The sequence below is a fragment of the Phaeacidiphilus oryzae TH49 genome, from assembly GCF_000744815.1.
GTDB lineage: Bacteria > Actinomycetota > Actinomycetes > Streptomycetales > Streptomycetaceae > Phaeacidiphilus > Phaeacidiphilus oryzae.
Genome location: NZ_JQMQ01000005.1, coordinates 50,444 through 68,171, shown reverse-complemented (window position 1 = coordinate 68,171; position 17,728 = coordinate 50,444). Strand labels below are relative to the sequence as shown.

The window sequence follows — 17,728 nt, the reverse complement described above, 5'->3', positions numbered from 1 at the left end:
CGGCCCGCTCCTAGGCGGGCTCCGGGACCCCGGCCGCCGCCGCAAGGGGCGTGTCCCGCATCCGGCGCAGCGGTGAGAAGACCACGAACAGGGCGCCCGACCACATGCCGAGGGCGCACACCCAGAGGGCGGCCCGCAGGCCGATCGCCGTCGCGAGCACCCCGCCGGTGAGCGAGCCGAGCGGGATCACCCCGTAGGCGATCCACAGGTAGACCGCGTTGACCCGGCTCAGCAGCGCCGCCGGGGTCACCCGCTGGCGGTAGGAGAGCGAGGCGGTGTTGAACAGGGTGGCGTTGGCGGAGAGCGCCGACAGGCCCACCGAGTACCACAGCACCCCCCAGCCGTGGCCGGCCAGCGGCATCAGGAAGTACAGCGGCCCCGGGAGCAGCATCGACAGCCAGATGATCCGTGCGCTGCCGAAGCGGTCGGCGATCCGCCGGGCGAGGAGACCGGAGAGCAGCCCGCCGACCGACCCCAGGGCGAAGACCAGGCCGACGGCCGAGGACGGCGCCCGCAGCTCCCGGACCATGAAGGTCACCGCCACCGCGCCCTGCGCCGTCACGAAGAAGTTGGACGCGCTGGTGGTGAGCAGCAGGCGCAGCAGCACCGGCTCGCGGCGGACGAAGTCCAGCCCCTGCCTGAGCTCCGCCCGCACCGGCGGCCGGCGGGTGGCCGGCGGCACGGCGGGGGAGGGCTTCCGGGGACTGCGCATCAGCCCCAGCGTGGTGGCGCTCAGCGCATAGGTCAGCACGTTGGCGAGGAGCGACCGGGAGGCTCCGACCGCGCCCGTCAGCATGCCGCCCAGCCCGGGCCCGGCGATCTCCGCCAGCGACTCGCACAAGCCCAACTTGCCGTTCGCGTCCACCAGTTGATCGGGGCTGACGATCTGCGGCAGCCGGCTGCGGTAGGCCACGGTGAAGACGACGGTGAGCACCCCGGCGAGGCCGACCACGGCGTACAGCCAGCCCAGGCTCAGCCGGCCGGCCAGCGCGAGGAGGGGCACGGAGGCGAGCAGCAGCATCCGCCCGAGGTCGCAGGCGATCATCAGCCGGCGCTGGTCCAGCCGGTCCACCAGCACCCCGGCGGGCAGCGAGAAGAGGAGGTACGGCAGCCAGCCCAGGGAGGTGAGGAGGGAGACCTGGAAGGAGGAGGCGTGCAGCTGGTCGAGCGCCAGCAGCGGCAGCACCACCAGCGCGACCTGCGGTCCCAGCGTCCCCGCGCCCTGGCCGGACCAGAGCAGCAGGAAGTCCCGGTTGCGCCAGAGCGAGCCGGGCGCGGACGGGCGCGAGGCGGGTGAGTCGACCATGATCGTAAGTGATGCCTGATCCCGGCCCCCCGCGCAACGCCTTTTCCCCGCCACTACTCCCCAGCCGGAGCCACCGCCTCCACCGCCGTCTCGTCACCCACCCCCCGCGCCCCCAAAGCCCGCCCCCCGAACAGCCGCGCACCGAGCGGGTAAACGGCTCCGGCCACCAGCGCGCCCGCGCGGTCCGCCCGTCCTCAGTCGAACTCGCCGTGTCGGCCGGCCCCCGCCGAGAAGCGGGCCGCGCCCGAAGTGCCGTCCGCACGCAGGGAGTCGACTCCGACCGCCGTCTCGTAGCGGAGTGCCTCCGCCTCGGAGAGGCCCTCCTGCTGGTGTGTCGACCGCAGGTCGTTGCGCAGGCAGGTCTGCGGGAAGGCGGCGATCTCCCGGGCCAGCTCCTCCGCCGCCGCGCGCGCGGTGCCCGCCGGGACGAGCCGGTTCACCAGGCCGAACCCGGCGGCCTCCGGCGCGGCCACCGGGCGGCCGGTGAGGATCATGCCCATCGCCCGGCTGGTGCCGATCAGCCGGGGCAGCCGGACCGTTCCGCCGTCGACCAGCGGGACTCCCCAGCGCCGGCAGAACACGCCGAAGACGGCGTCCTCGGCGGCCACCCGCAGGTCGCACCAGAGCGCCAACTCCAGCCCGCCGGCCACGGCGTAGCCCTCCACGGCCGCGATCACCGGCTTGCCGAGCCGCAGCCTGGTCGGGCCCATCGGCCCGTCCCCGGACTCGGCCACCGTGTTGGACCGCTCGGTCCCGATCGCCTTGAGGTCGGCGCCGGCGCAGAAGTGTCCGCCCGCACCCCACAGCACCGCCGCGTCGGCCTCCGGATCGCGGTCGAACTCCCGGAAGGCGCGGGCGAGTCGGGCCGCCATCGGGCCGTCCACGGCGTTCCGCCGCTCGGCCCGGTCCAGCACCACGGTCGTCACCCGATCGCGGGTCTCCACCCGAATCGACTCGTGCCCGCCGTCCGTCCGCCCCACAGCCGCTCCTCCCACTCGCCCGGCTTCGGCCCGTCTGTTACGCCCGGCCAGTCTGTTACGCCCGGCCGCCGGCCGTCGAGCGTCCAGCGGCTGTCAACGGGCCGAGTAGCCGCCGTCGATCAGGTGGTAGCTGCCGTTGATGAAGGAGGCGCGGTGGGACAGCAGGAAGGCGGTGAGCTCGGCGACCTCCTCGGCGCGGCCGAGGCGGCCCTGGGGGTGGAGGGTGACCAGGGCGTCGTGGGCGGCCCGGTCCATGCCGGAGAGCAGCGGGGTGTCGATGAACCCCGGCCCCGCGGCGTTGATCCGGACGCCCTGCCCCGCGTACTCCAGGGCGGCGGTCTTGGTGAGCCCGACCACCCCGTGCTTGGCGGCCACATAGGCCGGCGCCCCGGCGAAGCCGTTGGTGCCGAGGATCGAGGCCATGTTGACCACCGCGCCCCCGCCCGCGGCCAGTATCAGGGGCAGTTCGTAGCGCAGGGAGTAGAAGACGCCGTCCAGATTGGTGGCGAGCACCCGCCGCCAGACCTCGACCGGGTACTCGCCGGTGGGCGCCGCCTCCCCGCTGATCCCGGCGTTGTTCACGGCCAGGTGGAGGCCGCCCAGCGCCTCGGCCGCGGCCTCGGTGCCGGCGCGCACCGACTCGGGATCGGTCACGTCCATCCGCAGAGCCGTCGCGCGGACCCCGCCCGCCGCCAGGTCGGCGGCCGCCTTGTGAGCGGCCTCCTCGTTGTAGTCGGCGATCGCCACCGCGGCGCCGCCGGCCGCCAGCCGGGCGGCGACGGCCAGGCCGATCCCCGAGGCCCCGCCGGTGACGAGGGCGTTCCGGCCGGTGAACTCCTGGGCGTGGCCGGTGTTCTGGGTGGTGGTCATGACGGGTCCTTTCGTTCTGAAATGGGTGGGATGGGCCTGCCGTCCGGGCTGGGCGGCGGTTCGGCGGCGAGCGCCCGGAAGGCGGACTCGACCAGTTCCGGCAGGCCGGCCGCGCCCTCGGCGCGTACCCACGCCCGGACCGCGGCCATCAGCACGGCCGCTCCGGCCCCCACCGCGACGGCCGGGCGCAGGTCCCGGGCCGGATCGAGACCCAGGCGCGCGGCGACGATCCCGATCGACTCCTCCTCGGCGCCGACGTTGATCCTCCGCAGCACCGCGGTCAGCGCCGGTTCCTCGGCGGCGAGCCGGAACAGCGCCCGGCCCTCCGGCCGCCGGTGCAGTGCCGGGGAGGCCTCGTCGGCGAGCCAGGCCCGCAGCGCGGACCGGTAGGCGTCCAGCGGCCGCTCGGCGGCCGGGCGCCGGGCGAGTGCCGCGTTGATCCGCTCGCAGTCCGCCCGCCAGCCGTCCAGCACCGCGTCCTCCTTGCTGGAGAAGTAGCGGTTGAAGGTGCGCCGGGAGACGTCCACCTGCTCGGTGACGTCCTCCACGGAGACCGCCGCGAGACCGCGCTCCAGCACCAGCCGCAGCGCGGTGGACGCGAGTGCCGCCCGGGTGTGCCGGACCTTCCGCTGTCGTCGTCCCTCGGTCGTGCCCATGGCTCCGACCGTACTCCGGAAAATGTCGCAGTGCGACAGTTGGCGTACCGGGACAGTCGGCGAGGGGTCAGTCCTTGAGCGCCCGCAGCCGCTCCCGCCAGCCCGCGAGGTCCTCGGCGGCGCCCGGCACCCGCCGGTCCTCGGGCCGCCCGGCGCCGACCTCGACGCAGTCGCCGCCGTCGGCCCGCACCACCCGCACCTGGTCCAGCGGTACGGAGTGGAGGCGCGGGTGCTCCATGGCGGCGAGGTCGGCCTCGGCCAGCCACACCCGCGCCTCGTCGAGGACCAGGAAGGTGACCCGCGGGCTCCGGGCGGCCTCGCCGGCGCGCCGGGTCAGGAGGACGTCCGCCGGCCGCACGCCCAGCTCGTGGGCCCAGGCCGCCCGTGCGTCGGCGACCACGGCCTCCGCGGACAGCGGGGTCAGCACCACCCCGTCCGGCGCAGGACCGGCGGGGTCCGCGGCCAGCGCCTCCACCTCCCGCTCGGCCGACTCCACCAGCTCCGCGGCCTCCTCCTCATGGCCGGCGGAGCCGGGCGGCGCCTCCACGATCCAGCTCGCGCGGGCGCCGGGCCGCCAGGGGCGGTAGCTGACGGTGAACGTGCTGTCGTCGACGACCGAGTCCCGCCGGTAGCCGGGCATCGCCAGCAGCCGCCGCCGGGCCGCCTCCCGCACCGCCCCCGTGGTGCCCCCGCCGGCGGCCACCGTCATCCGCCGCTCGTCGCTGGTGGCCAGGTCGAGGGCGCCCGCGTCGAGGAGCGAGCCGATCGCGGCCAGCGAGATCCGGCTGGCCTCGAACTGCCGCCCCCGGGTGGTGCAGACGTAGAGCGCGCGGTCACTGGCCAGCAGGGCCGCCGTGGTGCCGTCCGGCAGGGCGCCGACGTCGTGCTCCAGCAGCCGTTCGCCGCGAGCCATGTGCGCACGCAACCGCCGGCTCATCAACCGCATCCCCAGGCTGGCCATGGTCTCGACCCTATCCGAGCCGCCCCGCCGCGACCCGGGCGGAATGCCTGGCCGCGGCCCCGGCTTCTGCCACTCGGGTGACGGCCGGGATGCGGCCGGTCCGATGTCCGGCAAGGATCGGGCGAGACCGGATCGTCATGGAGAACGGGCGTCATATGCGTCATATGCGAGTCGACACCGACCAGTTGTGGCATGTGCTGGATGAAGGGAACGGGCAATCCCTGTGCGGACGCACGCTGTCGTCGTCTCTGGTCGCGGTCGAGCCGCCCGCTGAGCTCGACTGCCGTACCGACGATGACCGCTACTGCCTCTCCTGCTTCTCGGCGCTGGCCGAGGCGATGCGGGCGGGCAGCTCTGTGTGAACCGACATGACAGTGGCCCCGGCCGGAGAACTCTCCGACCGGGGCCAAGGACCACTGGGGGGACGGTCTGACGGTGTCAGCGGCTGCGCCTGCGGGTGGCGGTCTTGCTGGGGGCCTTGCGGCGGGCGGCCGAACGCTCCTCGCGGTTGGCGACGTCCTGCTCGATGCTGGCAATCCGGAGGATGCCCTTGTCGTCGCTGCTGATCCGGCCGGAGCCCTTGGGCATCTGGTAGCCGTCGGGGTATTCGTAGTGGGTGGCGACGATGCGCCCGTAGGAGTCCAGGACCTGCACGCGGCGGGCCTTGCACTTGCACACCAGGGTGCGGTCGAAACCGCCGTCGTCGCGGCGCATCGCGGTGTGCGGGCGCCAGTTGTGGCCGAAGTCCCGGCACTGCAGCTGCTGGAAGGTGAGGCCTGTCGCGTAGTCGCGGACTGCGTCGGTGTCCGCGAATTGGGTCGAAACTCGCATAGTCACCGATCGTACGGGGTCGGCAAGGGCCGAGCGCCCGCAGCCCCGGTTTCTCCCCGCGTTGGGAGGGACGTCACAGCAGTACCGCGCAGCCCCGCCGGTCCAGCGCCGCGAGCAGAGACGGCGCGGGTTCGCAGGGATTCCAGCGGAGATCCAGTTTCTCCAGCGCGGGCATGCCCGCGACCCAATCGGGAATGCGGCCGATGCGATTGGCGCGCAGGTCGAGGCTGCGCAGCCGGGGGAGTCCGGCCACTATATCCGGAACCTCTGCGAAGAGGTTTTCCCGCAGTTCGAGGTGGCGCAATTCGCGCAGACCGGAGAGCGACCCGGGCAGGAATGCGAGCCGGTTCCCCCGAAGCCGGAGCTCGCGAAGTGCGCGGAGCCCGCCGATGCCGGAGGGCAGCGCGGTGAGCCGCAGGTGCCGGGCCCGCAGCTCGATCAGTCCGGCCATCCGGCCGATGCTCTCGGGCAGGGCGGTCAGCGGATTCTCCCCGATGTTGAGATAGCGCAGCCGGGTCAGCCCGCCGATCTCCCCGGGGAGCCGGGACAGCGCGTTGTCGTGGAGATAGAGGAAGTCGCTCAGGCCGGTCAGCTCGCCCAAAGCCGGGGGCAGCGAGGTGAGCCGGTTGTGGCCGAGGTCCAGGGTGGTGAGCCGGCTCAGCCGGGAGATCCGGGGTGAGAGGTCGGTGAGGTCGTTCTCCGCCAGGATCAGCACCTGGAGTTCGGTGCGCAGCCAAACCCATTCGGGCACTTCGCCGAGGTGCGCGCGCCAGAGGTCGAGTGTCGGTCGCATTTCTCGGATTTCCGGCGATCGGGCCGTCGACAACCCCGCGCCGGGCCACCTCCCGGGTCCGGATCCTGATAGGTTCTCCCTCTGTAGAGTCCAGTACATAGGGGGTGCGGAGGTGCGGATGACGCCGGCCACGGCCCGGGTGCTCAACGCCCTGCTCGCCCAGCCGGGCACGCCCCGGTACGGCATGGAGCTGATGGAGCTGACGGGCCTGCGCTCGGGCTCGCTCTACCCGATCCTGGCGCGGCTGGCGGGCGCCGGGTGGCTGGCGCGTCAGCGCGAGGACGTCGACCCCTCGGCCGCGGGCCGCCCCGTGCGCAGCTACTACACCCTCACCCCGCGCGGCGCCGACGCGGCGCCGCGCGCCCTGGCGGCGGCCGCCGCCGTGTACTGGTCGCCCAGCGACCCCAGCGACCCCAGCGACCCGACCGGGCCGACCGGGCCGAAGGCGCCGAGGAGCAAGGACGATGGCGATGGCCGATGACCCCTTCGCCGCGGTGGACGCGCTGCTGGCCGGCGTCGCGCCGCCGGTGGAGCTGCCGCCCCCGGCAGTGCGCCGGCAACTGCGCGAGGACGCCGGACTGAGCCGCCCCCAGGTCGCGGGCGCCCTGGGGATCCACCCCAGCACGCTGGCCGGCTGGGAGGCCGGGCGCACCGAGCCGCCGACCGCCAAGCGGGCCGCGTACCTTCGGTTGCTGGAGGGGCTGGCCGAGCGCCTCGCCGCCGCCTCGCCGCCGCCGGCGGACGCCGAGCCGGGCCCGCGGCCCGATCCGCATGAGGGCCCGGACGCACTGCCGGCGATGGACCGGGACGCCGCCGGCGAACTGGTCACCGGTCCGCCGGGGCCCTGCCTGGTCTGCGGGCAGCCCACTCCGTACCGGTCGGCGGGACGCCCGCGCCACCTGGGCAACTTCTGCCGACCCGCGGCCCCGAACCCGCCGTCCGCGTCCGCACCCGTACCCGTACCGGCACCGGCGCCCGCATCCGCAGGCCGGCCGCCTGCCGCCGCCCCGGGGCCCGCGACCAAGCCCGAGCCCGCCGCCGAGCCCGCCACGGCATCAGAACGCCCGCCCCGGCCCGCCGACGCGGCGCCCGCCCCCGCCGGCCGTCCTGGCGGCGCCCGCGCGGACGCCCGGCTGGTCCAGCCCGGCATGGAGCTGGAGGAGATGATCCCGCAGGCGGTGGCGGAGGAGCTGGCCACCGCCGAGGGCGACGTCGAGGCGGCCGCCACCGCGCTGGACCGGCGGGCCATCCCGGACGCGATGGCCCTGTTCAAGGCCTCCCGCACCGGCGCCCGCTATGACAACACCTTCTTCCCGCCGCTGCCGGACCTGCTGCGCAAGCGCTCCAAGCAGGACGCCGACGAGGTGTGGGAGGCCCGCCCGAAGTGGCGCAACCGCGCCCTGGGGAAGGGCACCCACGAGGTGGTGGCGCTGGACATGAACGCGGCCTACCTCTCCGCCCTCAAGGCCCACCTGCCGATCGGCCCCCTGGAGCACCGCGCCGGCGACGTGCTGGACGACCGGGACGGCCCCGGTGGCCGCAAGCGCCGCCGCTCCGGCATCTACCTGGTCGACCCGCCGGAGTGGACCTGCGAGGACCTGCCCAACCCGCTGGGGGCGCGGGAGGAGCCCGGCCCGCTGTGGATCACCGACCCCACCCTGCGCCTGCTGGAGCGCTGCGCCACCGAGCGCTACGGCGCGCTGTGCGAGCCGCCGCAGATCCTGGAGTCCTGGACCGCGGTCTCCTCGGAGAACATCCTGGAGCGCTTCCGCGCCACCCTGCGCGACGCCCGCGACAGGGCGATCGCCGACGGGGACGACCTGACGCTGGAGTACGTGAAGTCGATGTACGCCAAGTTCGTCTCCACCATGGGCGAATCGACCTACAACCGGGAGATCCACCGCCCGGACTGGATGCACATCATCCGCTCCCAGGCCTTCGCCAACCTGTGGGTGAAGGCCCACAAGGCGCACGGCCACGGCCTGACCGTGGTACGGATGACGGGCACCGACGAGCTCCACCTCACCGGCGGAGACTGGCGGCAGGTGTTCACCGAGGGCCGCGGGGTGGCCGAGGTGAAGGTCAAGGACGAGTACCTGATCGAGGGCAGGGGCTGAGCCGATGCCGTACAACAACCTCCAGCCCCACCTGTACGGCATGCGCGGCGAGCCCGGCTGGCGCCTGGCCGGGCGGCGGCTGGACGAGATCGCCCACGGCATCGCCTCACCCGTCACCTCCCGGCGCGGCCTGACCGCCCGCCTGAACTACCTCGCCCGGCACAAGGGCGGCGACCAGGCGCTGCGCGCGGCCGGCGTCACCGTCACCGCACGCACCCTCAGGCGCTGGCAGACGGGCAAAGCCGGCCCCAGCCGCGCCAACCGGGACCGGGTGGACGCCGCCTACCTCGCCCTCCGCCGCCGCAACGTCGCCGAATACCTGATCCGCCGGCTGAACAACCGGGGCCGCGGCACCAGGGTGGAGATCCATCCCCACGACCAGTCCCAGGTCCAGGGCGCGCGCCGGCGCGGCAACGTCACCACCCACCGCAGCGTCAACGTCCGGCACTGGGAGGGCATCGTCGAGTCCTGGGCCGAGGGCGACGAGGCGGAACTCGCGGCGGAGTGGCAGGACGCCGTCCTGGAAGACCTCGGCTCGGACTGGGGCGGCTACGAGTACTGCTCCGGCATCGGATTCGCCGCCTGACGGTCCGCCATGCCATGTTCACCGCCCGGCGGGGGAAGACGGGGGGTGAGGGAAGACGACCGGATCGGGGGTCTTCTGGCATGGAGACAAGGCGAGTTACCTCAGTCGTGGACGAGGACGGGCGCAGGCTCAGGGTCGTGCGCCGGCCGAGGTGGTGGCTGGGTGTCATGGTGGCCGTCCCACTGGCGGCCGCGCTCTTCCTCGGCGCGGCTGCGCTGCGCTGGGTGCCCGCACTGGTGAACCCCTTCGCGGAGCACACGGTGGACCGCTCGGGTCCCGCTGTGCTCCGCTCGATCCAGGACATGAGCCGCTACGACGCGGCGGAGGGCGGCTACCAGGTGGTGGTGGACCTGGCCAAGGAGGCCCGCTACCTGCCGTCGGCCCTGGTCGGCACGCGCACGCTGTACGTGGGCGCGGGCAGCGTGGACGCGTATGTGGACCTGGGCGGGATCGGCCGCGGCGACGTCAAGGTCTCGGGCCCGCACACCGTGACGGTGCTGCTGCCGCACGCCCGTCTCGGCGGAACGGTGCTGGACCCCAAGCACTCCTATGTCTTCGCGCAGGAGCGCGGTGTCTTCAGCGCGCTGGGCTCGCTGTTCTCCTCGTCGCCCGACACCACCCAGCAGCAGGTGCAGGAGCTGGCCGCGCAGAAGATCCAGCAGGCCGCCGCCTCGTCCGGCCTGACCGGGCGGGCCGAGCAGAACACCCGCGGGATGCTCCAGGGTCTCCTGCACTCCCTGGGCTACACCGACGTCACCGTGGACTTCGGCGACGGGCACTGAACCCGGGGGCGCGTGCCGGCCGCCGGACCCGCGGCCGCGAGCCGGTGGGGGCCCTATGCGGCGAGGCCGGGGAGGCCCCGGATCGCCGCCAGGGCCTCCGCGAGGGTCGGCCTGACCAGGAGCGTCCGTGCCATGTCGGCGGTGCGCAGGACCCGCAGCGGCTGGCCGGCCGGGCAGACCGTGGCCAGCCGTCCGGCGTGCGCCCGGGCCGCGTTGCGGGCGTGGCAGAGGAGGCCGAGCCCGGTGGCGTCGAGGAAGGTGGCCGCGCTCAGGTCGACCACGGTGTCCCGGGTGACGCTCGCGATCCGGCCGAGCGCTTCGCGGACGCGGTTGGCGCAGGCGATGTCGATCTCTCCGGAGAGCAGCACCGCGACGGCGTCGGAATCCAGTCGGCGGACGTGGATGGTGGGGTCGCCGTAGGGCCAGGGGGACTGCTTCGAGGGGGCGAGATGGAGCGTCATGATGCCCTCGCAGGGTGCCGGAGCGGGGCCTCCCCGATCAGGGAGAGTGGCTGCCTCTTACGGTGCCATGGCGACGCGGGTAGATCCCAGCGGTTATCCGTGAAAAAAGCCTGGGAACCGCCGACGGCCGGGAATGCCGGCGGCCCGCCGCCGATCCCCCTGGTGGGGGTCGGTGGCGGGCCGTGTGCCGGGGTTGGCTGGGGTTTTAGTACCAGCCGTTGGCCTGCCAGGAGGCCCAGGCGGCGTTGGGGGAGCCGTAGCGGTCGTTCATGTAGGACAGGGCCCACTTGATCTGGGTGGCGGCGCTGTTCTGCCAGTCGGCGCCGGCGGAGGCCATCTTGGAGCCGGGCAGGGCCTGGCCCAGGCCGTAGGCGCCGGAGGAGGCGTTGGTGGCGTGGACGTTCCAGCCGCTCTCGTGGGAGATGATCTGCTCGAAGGAGGCCAGCTGGTCGGCCGGCACCAACTGCGCGGCGATCTGCTGCGGGGAGCCGGAGGGGGCCGAGGTGGTGGCGCTCACGGCCCGGGTGCTCACACCGGTGGACGCGGTCGCGGCCGGCGCGGCGGCGGCAGCGGCGTGGCTGCTGTGGGCGAGGTGGTTCAGGTGAGCCTGGTGGGCGGAGGCGCCGGTGGAGGTGCCTGCGACCGAGCGGTTCAGGTGGTTCAGGTGGGCCTGGTGTGCGACGTGCTGCTGGTGCGCGGACACCTGCGCACTCGCCTGCCCCGGGGTCGCGGCGCTGGCGACCGAGGTCAGCCCGCCGAGGGCGGTGAGGCCGGCGGCGCCGGCGACGATCGCGGCGGGAAGACGGAGACGGGCGGTGGTGCGGGTGGAACGAGACATACGGGCGAAACCTCAATCGGTAGTCGGGGCGCCGGAAGTTTTTCTGCCGGCGGCCGCTTCGTCGGCGGCCATCGGATTTCCGGGCGCCGGGGCACACCGTGGGATCGGTGCCCTGCGGAACAGGACCGCGGTTCGTTTCCACCGCGGCGATTGCGATGAGTCATTGATAGCCAGAGAACCCGGACCGGCCCAAATGCCCCATCTACGGAGAGCTCCGTAGTCAGACCCGATCGGCTTCGCTCCCCAGGCCTGCTGGGGCCTGCGCCTTCGACTATCCCGATTCGTGTTCCCCGCGGCCCTGTGGGCGGCCTCACCTCCAAGGCCCCGGAAATGGCTCCGGAAAGTGACCTGGCGCACTCCGCCACCCGGCCGCGGCTACCGCAACCCGGCAAAAGAGGCAAAAACAATACGGGCGATCCAGCTCACAATCACGGGCGCATTACGGAGTCCTTGGGAGTCGGATTCACGCCTTCCGCCCTCCGGGCCCCGCGGACGGGGCGGCGCCGCCGGTCGGCCCGGCGTTGTCGGACCCTGGTGATAGCTTCGGCCGGGTGGGAGTGGTGGCAGGGGCGCGAATGGCGCTGGTGGCGGACCTGGACGGCGCCGGGGGAGTGCTCCAGTGGCTCGCGGACGACGGGCGCGCCCTGGGGGCACCGCGCCGAGTGCCCGACCTCGCCGTCGCCGTGGCCGAGGTGGAGCGGGAGGGGCATCCCCGCTGGGTCTGGGCCGACACCGACGAGCTCTATCCGAGGCTGCTGCCGCAGCTGACCGGTCGCCGCGCCCGGCTCGGCCGCTGCCATGACGTCGCCCTGACCGAACGGCTGCTGCTGGGCTCCGAGGGCGCGCTGGGCCGCCCCCGGTCGCTCGGCGCCGCCTGGGCCCGGCTGCACGGCCACCCCGAGCCGCCCGACGCGGAACCCCACCACGCCGCGCACGAGGACCAGGACGCCCTGTTCAGCGTGGTCGCCGATCGCAGCAACCTGCCGCCAGGCGTCGACCCGCTGGCCGCGCTGGTCGAGGTGCACGCCGACCAGTTGCGCCGGCTGCGGGCCGCCGGCCGCGAGCTCACCCTCCTCGCCGCCGCCGAGTCCGCCGGCGCGCTGGCCGCCGCCGAGCTGGGCTTCGACGGGCTGCCCTGGCGCACCGAGCTGCACGACCGCCTGCTGGTCGAGCTCCTCGGCCCGCGCCCCCGTGCCTCCGCGGCCTCCGGTGGGGCGCTGCCGCCCGCGCTGGCCGCCCTCGGCCAGGAGATCCAGCGCGCCCTGCGCAGCCCGCGGCTCAACCCCGACTCGCCGGCCCAGCTGCTGCGGGCCTTCGCCGAGCAGGGGATCAGCCTGCCCTCGCTGCGGATGCACCAGCTGCGGGCTCTGGACCATCCGGCCGCGCCGCTGGTGGTCCGCTATCGCGAGCTGGCCAGGATCCACACCGCCCACGGCTGGGCCTGGCAGGACCGCTGGGTGCGCGACGGCCGGTTCCGCCCCGAGTATGTGGTCGGCGGCGTGGTCTCCGGCCGCTGGGCCTCGCGCGGCGGCGGGGCGCTGCAGATCCCCCGGGTGCTGCGCGGGGCGGTGGTGGCCGACCCGGGGCACCGGCTGGTGGTGGCGGACGCCGGTCAGCTGGAGCCGCGGATCCTCGCGGCGATGTCCCGCGATCCCGGGCTGGCCCGGGCGGCGGCCCGTGGCGACCTCTACGCCGGGCTGGCCGCCGAGGCCTTCGGCGGCGACCGGGCCCGGGCCAAGATCGCCCTCCTCGCCGCGATGTACGGGCAGACCGGCGGCGAGGGCGGCCAGCTGGTGAACGTGCTGCGGCACCGCTTCCCGCGCGCCATGGAGCTGGTGGAGGCCGCCGCCCGCACGGGGGAGTCCGGCGGCTCGGTGCGCTCGCTCCTCGGCCGGGTCTCCCCGGTGCTCGGAGACGGGGAGGGCGCCCGGGAGTTCGGCGAGGACGGCGATCCGGTCCCGGTCAGCGGCTCCGCCCGCGCCTGGGGCCGGTTCACCCGGAACTTCGTGATCCAGGCCACCGCCGCGGAATGGGCCCTGGTGCTGCTGGTCTCCCTGCGCCGCCGACTCGCCGAACTCGGCGGCGCGGCCGGGGGCGACCCGCCGCGACTGGTCTTCTTCCAGCACGACGAGGTGGTGGTGCATGCCGCGGAGCCGCTGGTGCCCGGGGTGCTGGCGGCGATCGCGGCCTCCGCGGAGGAGGCCGGGGCCCTCCTCTTCGGCCCCTCCTGCCCGGTCCCCTTCCCGATGGACGCCGTGCCGGTCGACTCCTACGCCGATGCCAAGGAGGCGGAGTCGGCCGGGCCCGTAGAGGAGGCCGAGGAGGGCGCGGTCTGAACCGGGCCGCGGCGCCGGACCCGGTCGCCGGTCCACCCGCCGGCCCGGTCGCCGGCCCCGCCGGCCCCGCCGGCCCGGCCGCAGGACTCAGCCGACGGAGTCCGCCGCCGGCTTGGGCCGCAGCCGCAGGCGCATCAGATGGCGCGGCGGGACCGGGCCGAGCTGCCACTGCGCATCGATGACGTGCAGCTCCGGTTCCTCGCGCAGCCAGTCCGCGGCGGCGTCGAACAGCAGGGAGCAGTCGTCCGCGGCGAGGACCAGCACACCGCCGTCCTCCCCGGTCACCCAGACGTCCGCGTGGTCGTCCACGAAGGCGGAACTGCGGTCCTTGATGGTCATGGTGATCGCCTGCTGCTCGCTGTCGAGGAGCATGCCAGGTGCCTCCCTGTCTCCTTGCGTCGGTGGACCGCACGGTCTCCGCCGGCCCTTCCGGTCAGTGCCCCGCCTGCCCGCGGCACCGTACGGCACACTCACCCGTTCGGGCGCCGCGCCCCAACTGCCCCCTCCGTCAAGGGGGGTCGGGGTTTGGCCGCGGTATCCCCGGACAGGCGAGAGCCGAGGCCGTCTCCCATACGGCCCGCCAGGCCCCGGGCCTTCCGCTCGCCCCCCTCGACGCGGAAGCCCGGGGCCTGCACTCTCCGCCTGCGCTTCGCATGGCTACCCATCGGTAAGTACGCCGGCCCGTGCGTACACCTATGCCAGCGGCGCCGCGCTGATCGCCGCGGTCTTCCCGGCCAATGTGCAGACGGCCTGAGACTGGCGGCACCGCTCCTCCGCCCACCGGGCGCTCGCCTACGGCCGCCTGCCGCTGCGGATCCCGCTGGCGGCCTGCGCCCTCCTCGCCGCCCGCCGGTCGCCGGGGCGGACGCCGGCGGAGTGAGGCGGAGGCCCCGCGGCGGTCGGGCCGGTCAGCCGGCCTGACCGGTGAACATGGCGACCAGGCTCTCGGGCGCGGCGGAGCCGAACATCAGGTCGTGGAGTTCGGTGCCGTCGGCCGCGGCCTTCGCGCTGCGGGGGAACATGGCCCGTTCGTACTCGGCGAGGGCGCGCTCGGGGGCGTCGGAGTGGGCGGCGAGGGCCTCGGCGAGCTCCGCGCCGTCGTACATGGCGAGGTTGGCGCCCTCGCCGTTCGGGGCCGAGAGATGGGCGGCGTCGCCGATCAGCGTCACGCCCGGCACCCGCTCCCACCGGTGGCCGGTCGGCAGGGCGTGCAGCGGGCGCAGCACGGGTGCGGTGTCGGCCTCGGTGATCAGTGCCGTCAACTCCGGCGCCCAGCCGTCGAATTCGCGCACGATCCGGGCGGTGGCCGCGGCCGGGTCGGTGAAGTCGACGCCGGCGAACCAGTCCAGGTCGCGGGAGAGCGCCACATAGGTGTGCAGCCGCCCGTCGGCCTCCCGGTGCGCCTGGATGCCCTTGCCGGGGGCGAGGGCCGTCAGCGAGCCGGCGCCGACGGCCTTCGCGGCGGCCGGGTGCCGGCTGTCGGAGTCGAAGAGGTAGCACTCGACGTAGGACCGGCCGAGGTACCCGGGCCTCGCGTCGGAGAGCAGCGGCCTGACCCGCGACCAGGCGCCGTCTGCGCCGACCAGCAGGCCGGTCTCGACGGTGCCGCCGTCGGCGAAGGCCACCTCGTGGCGGCCGGCGCCGAGCGGGCGGACGCCGGTGGCCTTGCGCCCCCAGTGGACGGTGCCGGGCGGCAGGGATTCCAGCAGCAGCCGCCGCAGTTCGCCGCGCTGGACCTCGGGGCGCCGGTGGGAGCCGTCGTCCGGTTCGTCCAGCAGGACGGTTCCGCCCCGGTCCATGATCCGCGTCGCCTCGTGGCCCTCCAGGATGAGCGCGCGGAACTCCTCGGTCAGGCCGGCCGCGGCCAGGGCGCGTTGGCCGGTCCGCTGGTGGATGTCGAGCATCCCGCCCTGGGCGCGGGAGGCGGGGGAGGGCTCGGCCTCGTAGACGGCGGCCGGGATTCCATGGACGTGCAGGACGCGGGCCAGGGTCAGCCCGCCGAGGCCTGCGCCGATGATCGTGACGGGGGTGGGGTCGGTGGTCATGGCGGTCTCCTCTCATAGCTCTGGAACGCCGTTCCAGAGCCTCCAGAGTGGAACGTCGTTCCATGGCTTGTCAAGCTGGAACAATGTTCCATGGCTGCTAGTCTGGGGGTATGCCAAGCAGCACGCGCCGACCGGAACGACGGCAGGGGTCCCTCTCCCGGGAGCGGATCGTCAGCGCCGCCGTCGAACTCCTCGACACGGTGGGGGAGGGCGGACTCACCTTCCGCGCCCTGGCCGAGCGCCTCGCGACCGGGCCGGGGGCGATCTACTGGCACCTCACCGGCAAGGCGGAGCTCCTCGCGGCCGCCACCGAGTCCGTGGTGCTCGCCGCCCTCCCCGCGGAGGACGCCGACCCGGCCCCGTCGGAGGCAGTCCGCGCCCTCGCCCTCGGCGTCTTCGACGCCCTGGACGCCCACCCCTGGGCCGGCGCGCAACTGGCCCGCGCCTCCTGGAAGCCGCCGTTGCTGCGCGTCTTCGAGCACCTGGGACGGCAGGTGGAGGCGCTAGGCGTGCCCGAGCACGCCCGGTTCACCGCGGCCTCCGCGCTGCTCAACTACATCCTCGGCGTGGCCGGCCAGAACGCGGTGAACGCCCGGGCGGTGGAGCCCGGCACCGACCGCAGTGCGTTCCTCGGCGCGGTCGCGGCCGAGTGGGCGGAGCTCGACCCCGGGCGGTACGCGTTCGTCCGGGGCATCGCCGACCGACTGCCCGGGCACGACGACCGGGCGGAGTTCCTCGCCGGGATCGACCTCATCCTCGCCGGGATCACGGCCGGGCGATAGCCGTGGGCCGATAGCGGGAGACCGGCGCCGGGAGGGTTCGCCGCAGCGGCGCCGCGGGGATCAGTCGCAGCTGTGCCGATCGCCCCGAAGACGAAGGCCGGCGTGCTGCCGGCGCTGGCGCTGCTGAGCGGCGCGTGGCTGCTCCACGAGGGGCTGGCCACCCATGCGCCGCCGCAGCCCGACCGCGCGGACGCGTTCAGCGCGGCGAGCCCGGCCCCGCCTCGCCGGCGCCTGCCGCGCCGGCCCCTGCCGCGCCCAGCAGTCCGGGCGCCTTGCCGCCGTCTGTGCCCAGACGGATCGTCATCCCCGTGCTGCACGTCTCCGCGCCGCTCGTCCGCCTCGCCCTGAACCGGGACCGGACGCTGGCCGCGCCGCCGGTCGGCGACCGCAACCTGGCGGGCTGGTACGCGGCCGGAACGGCTCCCGGTTCGGTCGGCACCGCCGTCATCGCCGGCCACGTCGACACCGAGCGCGGCCCGGCGGTCTTCTACGGCCTCGGGGCCCTCCACAAGGGGGATCACATCGACGTCGCCCGCGCCGACGGCCGTACGGCGGTCTTCACCGTCGACGCCGTGGAGGTCTATGCCAAGACGGCGTTCCCCTCGGCGAAGGTCTACGGCGCCGCCACGCGGCCGGAGTTGAGGCTGATCACCTGCGGCGGCGGCTTCTCGCGGACCAGCGGCTACCTCGGCAACGTGGTCGTCTACGCCCACCTCACGGCCGCAAGGGTGATTTCCCGGCAATGAACCCGAACGCCCGTTTGCCCCGGGTGAGCTGCGGAAACGTCCGGGCACACGGGGTGGGGCGCGCTGTTCCGCCCGCCCGCCGGGTGCCGGGCGCGAGCCCGGAGGGGAGTGTTCCGCGCGGTGTGCAGGAGTTCCCGCGGCGCGACCGCCGCCCTCCTGCCGTTGAAAGGAACGACATGCGTTCTGTCCGTGTACTCGTCGGCTCCGCCGTCATCGGTGCCAGCGTGCTGTTCGCGGTGCCCGCCCAGGCGGCGACCGCTCCGGCCGTCAGCGCGGGCTGCTCCCGCGCCCTCGCCATGGAGCAGAAGGCGGAGGCCGCCTACCAGGCCGCGCTCGCCTCCTACAAGCAGCAGGTCGCCGCCGGCGGCCACCCGGGGACGGCGGAGCAGCAGAACCTGTCGATGCTGGAGAACGCGGCCAACCTGGCGACCTCGGACGCCGCCAGGGACTGCCCGGTCACCCCCAGCGGCGCCGTCCACACCGGTGTCGGCGGGGCCACCCGGGGCGTCGACTCGGCCGACGTCGCCGGCGGCGTCGCCCTGCTGGCCCTCGGCGGCATCGGCACCGCACTGGCCCTGGGCCGCCGCCGCCCGGCCGCCCGCGTCTGACCACCGCGCCTGGCCCCCGCGACCACGGGC

19 protein-coding genes and 1 pseudogene are annotated in these 17,728 nt (G+C 74.6%); 9 read left to right on the top strand and 11 right to left on the bottom strand.

Going from position 1 to position 17,728, the window contains the following annotated elements; all coding sequences use genetic code 11:
• Positions 1–10: 10 nt before the first annotated feature.
• The 5 genes from BS73_RS04595 to BS73_RS04575 all read right to left on the bottom strand — a co-directional run bounded on the left by BS73_RS04595 (position 11) and on the right by BS73_RS04575 (position 4,773).
• On the bottom strand, positions 11–1,306 hold the full coding sequence (locus BS73_RS04595) for an MFS transporter (protein WP_037569940.1): 1,296 nt from the start codon (positions 1,304–1,306) through the stop codon (positions 11–13).
• A 194-nt stretch (positions 1,307–1,500) separates the two neighbouring features.
• Entirely contained in the window at positions 1,501–2,286 is a 786-nt protein-coding gene (locus BS73_RS04590; RefSeq protein WP_037569937.1) for a crotonase/enoyl-CoA hydratase family protein, read from the bottom strand.
• 93 nt (positions 2,287–2,379) lie between these two features.
• Positions 2,380–3,156, bottom strand: a complete 777-nt coding sequence (locus BS73_RS04585; RefSeq protein WP_037569935.1) for an SDR family NAD(P)-dependent oxidoreductase — start codon at positions 3,154–3,156, stop codon at positions 2,380–2,382.
• Positions 3,153–3,812 (bottom strand): TetR family transcriptional regulator, encoded by a 660-nt coding sequence (locus BS73_RS04580; protein WP_051939435.1) that lies wholly within the window; start codon positions 3,810–3,812, stop codon positions 3,153–3,155. The genes BS73_RS04585 and BS73_RS04580 overlap by 4 nt, the downstream gene beginning before the upstream one ends.
• 67 nt (positions 3,813–3,879) lie before the next feature.
• On the bottom strand, positions 3,880–4,773 hold the full coding sequence (locus tag BS73_RS04575) for a hypothetical protein (RefSeq protein WP_152617522.1): 894 nt from the start codon (positions 4,771–4,773) through the stop codon (positions 3,880–3,882).
• A 164-nt stretch (positions 4,774–4,937) separates the two neighbouring features.
• Here BS73_RS04575 and BS73_RS04570 point away from each other — a divergent pair, with 164 nt between their 5' ends.
• On the top strand, positions 4,938–5,135 hold the full coding sequence (locus tag BS73_RS04570) for a hypothetical protein (RefSeq protein WP_152617521.1): 198 nt from the start codon (positions 4,938–4,940) through the stop codon (positions 5,133–5,135).
• Between the two features lie 76 nt (positions 5,136–5,211).
• Here BS73_RS04570 and BS73_RS04565 read toward each other — a convergent pair whose 3' ends face one another.
• Both BS73_RS04565 and BS73_RS04560 read right to left on the bottom strand, forming a co-directional pair.
• Positions 5,212–5,604 carry a hypothetical protein gene (locus BS73_RS04565; protein WP_037569927.1) on the bottom strand — a complete coding sequence of 131 codons (393 nt, stop codon included), beginning with the start codon at positions 5,602–5,604 and terminating at the stop codon, positions 5,212–5,214.
• A 73-nt stretch (positions 5,605–5,677) separates the two neighbouring features.
• Positions 5,678–6,430, bottom strand: a complete 753-nt coding sequence (locus BS73_RS04560; protein ID WP_322987241.1) for a leucine-rich repeat domain-containing protein — start codon at positions 6,428–6,430, stop codon at positions 5,678–5,680.
• Between the two features lie 85 nt (positions 6,431–6,515).
• Between BS73_RS04560 and BS73_RS04555 the strand changes: the two genes are divergently transcribed.
• From BS73_RS04555 to BS73_RS04540, 4 genes are all read left to right on the top strand, one after another.
• Positions 6,516–6,878 (top strand): PadR family transcriptional regulator, encoded by a 363-nt coding sequence (locus BS73_RS04555; RefSeq protein WP_200886643.1) that lies wholly within the window; start codon positions 6,516–6,518, stop codon positions 6,876–6,878.
• Positions 6,862–8,514 carry a helix-turn-helix domain-containing protein gene (locus BS73_RS04550; protein WP_407674961.1) on the top strand — a complete coding sequence of 551 codons (1,653 nt, stop codon included), beginning with the start codon at positions 6,862–6,864 and terminating at the stop codon, positions 8,512–8,514. Before BS73_RS04555 ends, BS73_RS04550 begins: the two co-directional genes overlap by 17 nt.
• A 4-nt stretch (positions 8,515–8,518) precedes the next feature.
• A complete protein-coding gene (locus tag BS73_RS04545; protein ID WP_037569925.1) occupies positions 8,519–9,100 on the top strand; it encodes a hypothetical protein in 582 nt (193 codons plus the stop codon).
• Positions 9,101–9,267: 167 nt separating this feature from the next.
• Complete coding sequence (locus BS73_RS04540) at positions 9,268–9,882, top strand: DUF4230 domain-containing protein (RefSeq protein WP_037569923.1); 615 nt, start codon at positions 9,268–9,270, stop codon at positions 9,880–9,882.
• A 53-nt stretch (positions 9,883–9,935) separates the two neighbouring features.
• Here BS73_RS04540 and BS73_RS34405 read toward each other — a convergent pair whose 3' ends face one another.
• Positions 9,936–10,343, bottom strand: coding sequence for an STAS domain-containing protein (locus BS73_RS34405; protein ID WP_051939431.1), 408 nt, complete (start codon positions 10,341–10,343; stop codon positions 9,936–9,938).
• A gap of 205 nt (positions 10,344–10,548) precedes the next feature.
• On the bottom strand, positions 10,549–10,944 hold the full coding sequence (locus tag BS73_RS41090) for an aggregation-promoting factor C-terminal-like domain-containing protein (protein ID WP_051941322.1): 396 nt from the start codon (positions 10,942–10,944) through the stop codon (positions 10,549–10,551).
• Between the two features lie 812 nt (positions 10,945–11,756).
• Here BS73_RS41090 and BS73_RS04525 point away from each other — a divergent pair.
• Entirely contained in the window at positions 11,757–13,517 is a 1,761-nt protein-coding gene (locus tag BS73_RS04525; protein ID WP_084703793.1) for a bifunctional 3'-5' exonuclease/DNA polymerase, read from the top strand.
• A gap of 87 nt (positions 13,518–13,604) precedes the next feature.
• On the opposite strand, the gene BS73_RS04520 is transcribed toward BS73_RS04525, so the two are convergent.
• Both BS73_RS04520 and BS73_RS04515 read right to left on the bottom strand, forming a co-directional pair.
• Complete coding sequence (locus tag BS73_RS04520) at positions 13,605–13,889, bottom strand: hypothetical protein (RefSeq protein WP_037569919.1); 285 nt, start codon at positions 13,887–13,889, stop codon at positions 13,605–13,607.
• Positions 13,890–14,425: 536 nt separating this feature from the next.
• On the bottom strand, positions 14,426–15,562 hold the full coding sequence (locus tag BS73_RS04515) for an FAD-dependent oxidoreductase (RefSeq protein WP_037569917.1): 1,137 nt from the start codon (positions 15,560–15,562) through the stop codon (positions 14,426–14,428).
• A 110-nt stretch (positions 15,563–15,672) separates the two neighbouring features.
• Between BS73_RS04515 and BS73_RS04510 the strand changes: the two genes are divergently transcribed.
• The 3 genes and pseudogenes from BS73_RS04510 (at position 15,673) to BS73_RS04500 (ending at position 17,698) form a co-directional block, all read left to right on the top strand.
• A complete protein-coding gene (locus tag BS73_RS04510; RefSeq protein WP_037569914.1) occupies positions 15,673–16,344 on the top strand; it encodes a TetR/AcrR family transcriptional regulator in 672 nt (223 codons plus the stop codon).
• Positions 16,345–16,416: 72 nt separating this feature from the next.
• A pseudogene (locus BS73_RS04505) lies at positions 16,417–17,090 on the top strand (class F sortase).
• 176 nt (positions 17,091–17,266) lie between these two features.
• Positions 17,267–17,698: a hypothetical protein gene (locus BS73_RS04500; protein ID WP_037569911.1), complete on the top strand. Its 432-nt coding sequence runs from the start codon at positions 17,267–17,269 to the stop codon at positions 17,696–17,698.
• Positions 17,699–17,728: the final 30 nt, after the last annotated feature.

Excerpts from the sequence above, each read along its gene's own strand:
- BS73_RS04515 (WP_037569917.1), bottom strand. The coding sequence starts at position 15,562 with ATGACCACCGACCCCACCCCCGTCACGATCATCGGCGCAGGCCTCGGC.
- BS73_RS04545 (WP_037569925.1), top strand. The coding sequence starts at position 8,519 with ATGCCGTACAACAACCTCCAGCCCCACCTGTACGGCATGCGCGGCGAG.
- BS73_RS04555 (WP_200886643.1), top strand. The coding sequence starts at position 6,516 with ATGACGCCGGCCACGGCCCGGGTGCTCAACGCCCTGCTCGCCCAGCCG.
- BS73_RS04585 (WP_037569935.1), bottom strand. The coding sequence starts at position 3,156 with ATGACCACCACCCAGAACACCGGCCACGCCCAGGAGTTCACCGGCCGG.
- BS73_RS04580 (WP_051939435.1), bottom strand. The coding sequence starts at position 3,812 with ATGGGCACGACCGAGGGACGACGACAGCGGAAGGTCCGGCACACCCGG.
- BS73_RS04510 (WP_037569914.1), top strand. The coding sequence starts at position 15,673 with ATGCCAAGCAGCACGCGCCGACCGGAACGACGGCAGGGGTCCCTCTCC.
- BS73_RS04575 (WP_152617522.1), bottom strand. The coding sequence starts at position 4,773 with ATGGCCAGCCTGGGGATGCGGTTGATGAGCCGGCGGTTGCGTGCGCAC.
- BS73_RS34405 (WP_051939431.1), bottom strand. The coding sequence starts at position 10,343 with ATGACGCTCCATCTCGCCCCCTCGAAGCAGTCCCCCTGGCCCTACGGC.
- BS73_RS04565 (WP_037569927.1), bottom strand. The coding sequence starts at position 5,604 with ATGCGAGTTTCGACCCAATTCGCGGACACCGACGCAGTCCGCGACTAC.
- BS73_RS04520 (WP_037569919.1), bottom strand. The coding sequence starts at position 13,889 with ATGCTCCTCGACAGCGAGCAGCAGGCGATCACCATGACCATCAAGGAC.
- BS73_RS04595 (WP_037569940.1), bottom strand. The coding sequence starts at position 1,306 with ATGGTCGACTCACCCGCCTCGCGCCCGTCCGCGCCCGGCTCGCTCTGG.
- BS73_RS04525 (WP_084703793.1), top strand. The coding sequence starts at position 11,757 with ATGGCGCTGGTGGCGGACCTGGACGGCGCCGGGGGAGTGCTCCAGTGG.
- BS73_RS04570 (WP_152617521.1), top strand. The coding sequence starts at position 4,938 with ATGCGAGTCGACACCGACCAGTTGTGGCATGTGCTGGATGAAGGGAAC.
- BS73_RS04550 (WP_407674961.1), top strand. The coding sequence starts at position 6,862 with ATGGCGATGGCCGATGACCCCTTCGCCGCGGTGGACGCGCTGCTGGCC.
- BS73_RS04540 (WP_037569923.1), top strand. The coding sequence starts at position 9,268 with ATGGTGGCCGTCCCACTGGCGGCCGCGCTCTTCCTCGGCGCGGCTGCG.
- BS73_RS04500 (WP_037569911.1), top strand. The coding sequence starts at position 17,267 with ATGCGTTCTGTCCGTGTACTCGTCGGCTCCGCCGTCATCGGTGCCAGC.